This window comes from Microcystis sp. M079S1 (genome assembly GCF_020246425.1).
GTDB classification, from domain to species: domain Bacteria; phylum Cyanobacteriota; class Cyanobacteriia; order Cyanobacteriales; family Microcystaceae; genus Microcystis; species Microcystis aeruginosa.
In genome coordinates this window covers 1-4,053 of sequence record NZ_JADBSZ010000264.1, presented here as the reverse complement: position 1 = coordinate 4,053, position 4,053 = coordinate 1, and the positions used below count along the sequence as shown (strand labels likewise).

Sequence of the window (4,053 nt, the reverse complement as noted above, 5' to 3'; positions counted from 1 at the left end):
TAACAGAATGACCTCGCACGTCTGGAAGCGGAACCCTTCGAGATCGAAGAGCGAAAGTGCAAGGGTTTTGAGTCCCTCGGATCGATTTCTCAACGTTTGTTTCTGGCACTTTTTTGGCTAAAAAAGTGCCAAAACCGTTTTATAGTAAGGCTTTCACTGATATTCAGCCAGCCCTACCTAATTGTTTGAGTTTCTAGCTGTAGGTAGGTAAAATCTTTGCAGGAACTAGACAAAGCAGTATTTGAAGCTAACACTGCAATTCAAGCAAATTTTGTCACCCCCCCTTGCCACCCCGACGTCGGGGGGCAAGGGGGGACTATCGTGGGGCATACGAAAAGTAACGCGCAGGCGTGAGAACCACCTCTGGGTTGCATAACGCAAGGCATCTAATTTAAGTCGACTCGTTGAACCAAGAATCCCGAAGCGCTTAGTGCGATGGGAGTGTCAAACTAAAGGAGTAAAGAAACAATGCCAGAGAAAGCTTTAGAAATAAAAAGCCTAGAGAAAACCTCAGAGCCAAAAAAGTCCCAATCTTATCGCAATCAGTTCCAGCAAGAAATCTGTGCCTTGATCGAGCAGATTGACTTGCCAGATTTGCAGAAGCAGTTTATGAAAGCCCGCTGGCTCGATCAATTACTGTGGCTAGAAGGCCGGTCCCAGACAAGCCGCAACCAATACTATTTTCTCCGACTGATCACAATTATCGGGGGGGTGATCGTTCCGGCCTTGGTAAGTCTGAACATCAACGCCAATGATGTCCAAGTAGTGGTCGGTTGGCTCGCCTTTGGCTTGAGTCAGGTGGTGGCTATCAGTGCTGCCGTTGAAGAGTTCTTTCATTATGGCGAACGCTACCGCCACTATCGCAACACGGCCGAGGCGATGAAAATTGAGGGCTGGCAATTTTTCCAGTTGAGTGGTTCTTATCGCCATGCCCAAAATCACGCCGAAGTCTATCCTGATTTTGCTCAACGGGTAGAAAGCATCATCCAGCGCGATGTGGAAGGGTATCTCAGCGAGGTTGTACAGGAAAAAGAAAAGCCAAAACAGCCAACAGAAATAGCTAAAACACCACTTCAGTAAGCTGTGGGGCGACAAAAAGAGATTAGGGGGCGAGAATAGAGTCACACCCATCCCCAGGGAGCCTCCAAGAAAAAATTGACAAGCCGCCACTGGGTACATTTTCCCCTTGAAAATGGACGTTCGGCGAGCTCAGTCGAGCCAACGTAACCAATCCTCGCGACTATACTGCTTGTCCGGATCGAGAAGTTCGGCCGATTCCACACCCAACTCTGTTAAAATTGCCTGATGTTCAGCCTCGGTAATCGTCAACTCTAAGCCCATTTGTTCTAGGATTTCGAGGCTGTGGCCGAAGTCAGTATATCCCTGCTCCAAAGCCTCTTTTAACAAGGCTTTATAGGCTTTTAAACACTTCTGGTGGGTGAAATCCGGCAGTATCTTGGCTAACACATACACCTCATCCGCGTCCAAAGCTTCCAGCGATCGCCCATCGAGATATTTAGCCGTATCGAGACCCAGTTTACGCAACTGTTTGCGTAATCTTCCCGCTAGTCCTTCCCGTTGGTAACGGCCCGGCTCCCTTGTCCAAGTGCGATATAACCATAAACTACTCAAAACAGCCGGTAAAATATCAGCGAAATAATACCAAAATTTTGGCAAAAGATTAATAAAAGGACGACCACCGAAAATAAAGAAGAAATTGAAAATCAGAAAAGTTCCGACAGTAAAGACGCGGTGACGGATAATTTCTGTAGTTAAAGGCGACTTTTTGCGAATTCTATCGACTTTGTAGGCATTTTCAACTTTTTTACCGAGAAAGTAACCCAAAAAAGTGCAGATTGCCAAAGTTAAGGGAACAGCTACCAGCTTCGGAATCGCAATTGCCTGACCAGCAAGATAAAAACCCGGTTGAAAGAGGGATTCTAGTTGATTTTCTTCGTGCGCCCAAGCTCCAGAGAAATAATAGTCCCAATTGCCAGCATAGAGATAATAATAGATAGCATAGCCAAAAACTAAGCCAAAATAACCGTAATAAAGCCATTGGCGATCTCTGTTGGTTATCCCATCCCAATAGGATCTTTCCGCATCGATATCGATACAGGGACTCTGACAGGCAACACAGGCACTTTGTTCGCTACCATCTTCCCGGACAATACGACACATAGATTGAGTAATCCCACCGCGACTGTCTTCGTGAGCGGTACTATTTAGTAAACCCCTCGGTTCACCGTAAATCCTTTCCACTGGACTCATGGGACAGAAATAGTTACACCAAGATTTGCCCCCATACCAATAACCCACAAAGATCGCCACTAGAATAGTAAAGATTAAAAAGCTGCCTAAGACTAAGCGATCGGAATTATCAAAGAGAATCCGTCCGCATAAACCCAAAAATAACAGACTTAATTGTAGATAGAGATAATTCCGAGCTAAAAAAGAGTTTTTCGGCACTTTATAGATTTCATAGCGGACTTTCCCCGATTTATCGGTGTATTTTTTCTGACGCTGTTTACCCAAAGCGCGCGGTATTTGAGAAAGAAAGGATAAAGGACAGATACGCCGCCAGAGTTCGTGACCGAATACTAATAAGATAAAAATGCTACTAGGAACCACTATTCCCCAAAAAATCGGCGCAGCTAACTGATAGGAGGATTGGGGTAGGCAAACTCCCTGGACTTTAATGCACAGATCGGGATCAACTCTCAGGGGACTAGAAAGATTATTAGGATCGGTTAATTGTGCCGAAATCGGGTCAAAAAACAGAGAAAATATCAGAATTAACCAAGCGATGGTAACAACCCATCGCAGATAGTGCATCGAGCGTTCGGGAATTTGTGCAAACATAGACCTAAGTAGTGATGTAGAAGCGACTTTTAAGGGAGATAGGTGTCTAATTGTTGAATTCTAAGGCTTTTCCTGGAATGGCGGCGAAAAACTCTCTTTTTTGATAGACTAATCTTACCTTTTTCTACCCCCCGAGGAAATTCCCCTTCCAGCAGCAGAATGCGGCCTTGACAAATTAACAGTGATCCAGTACATGTGGGAAAATTGTCTTAAAATATTATCTACGCTGCTACTATCACTAGACTAGAACATTAAAGAGCGTATTGGCTTAATCCTTCTCAAAAGTTTAAATTCTATGGCTGAAAGCTTGAACCATAAATCCGAAAAACCCTCTCCCCCTCCCGTCCCCCAAGAAAACCCTTGGCTAGAAGCAGTTAAAACCATTGTCACGGCTGGAATTTTGGCTTTTGGCATCCGCACTTTTGTGGCCGAGGCCCGTTATATTCCCTCTTCTTCCATGGAACCCACTCTCCAGATTAACGATCGCCTAATTATCGAGAAAGTTAGCTATCATTTTCAGAAGCCAGAACGGGGTGATATAGTGGTTTTTAGTCCGACAGCCGCTCTCAAAGCTCAAAATTTTCAGGATGCTTTTATTAAACGGGTGATTGGACTGCCGGGGGATAAGGTGGAAGTCAAAAACGGTCTAGTTCACGTCAACGGTAAAGTTTTAGCGGAAAAGTATATCGCCGAAGAACCTAATTATACTTTCGGACCGGTGACAGTTCCCCCCGATCAATATTTGGTTTTGGGCGATAATCGCAATAATAGTTATGATTCCCACGCTTGGGGCTTCGTTCCCCGGGAAAACTTAATCGGTCGCGCCGTGGTGCGTTTTTGGCCCTTCGATCGTCTGGGAGGACTTGACAACCCCGACGCTGCCACAAATCAGAATTAATGTCAACAAAATTTAGTCATTTTCAATAAATTCTAGACATTCTCGACCAGTGAAAGTCTCCACTGGTCTAATATTGGTCTTCTCAATCCCGATCGAAATGACTAGAGATTTTTCAGTATTATGAGGTACAGTAACTAATATCAGTTATCAGTTTTTGGCTCTTCGGTTTGTCTTATGCAACGTACAGGGTTACAAGGAATAAAACTCTTATAGAGAAAGACATTTGGCGATTTTTGTTAATTGTTTTCGATCTAGAGCGAACTAATCAATTAAGTCTCTTGCCGGATAAGGAT

At 44.4% G+C, this 4,053-nt stretch carries 2 protein-coding genes and 1 pseudogene; 2 read left to right on the top strand and 1 reads right to left on the bottom strand.

Features of this window, described 5'->3' with window-relative positions; translation table 11 throughout:
• Window positions 1-468 precede the first annotated feature (468 nt).
• Window positions 469-1,080: a DUF4231 domain-containing protein gene (locus IM456_RS17330; protein WP_149986309.1), complete on the top strand. Its 612-nt coding sequence runs from the start codon at window positions 469-471 to the stop codon at window positions 1,078-1,080.
• Window positions 1,081-1,221: 141 nt separating this feature from the next.
• Here the strand turns inward: IM456_RS17330 and IM456_RS17325 are convergent.
• Window positions 1,222-2,862 (bottom strand): annotated as a pseudogene (locus IM456_RS17325) (calcium-binding protein); the annotation flags it as partial.
• 295 nt (window positions 2,863-3,157) lie between these two features.
• Here IM456_RS17325 and lepB point away from each other — a divergent pair.
• Window positions 3,158-3,760 carry a signal peptidase I gene (gene lepB / locus IM456_RS17320; RefSeq protein ID WP_149986308.1) on the top strand — a complete coding sequence of 201 codons (603 nt, stop codon included), beginning with the start codon at window positions 3,158-3,160 and terminating at the stop codon, window positions 3,758-3,760.
• Window positions 3,761-4,053 lie beyond the last annotated feature (293 nt).

Excerpts from the sequence above, each read along its gene's own strand:
- lepB (WP_149986308.1), top strand. The coding sequence starts at position 3,158 with ATGGCTGAAAGCTTGAACCATAAATCCGAAAAACCCTCTCCCCCTCCC.
- IM456_RS17330 (WP_149986309.1), top strand. The coding sequence starts at position 469 with ATGCCAGAGAAAGCTTTAGAAATAAAAAGCCTAGAGAAAACCTCAGAG.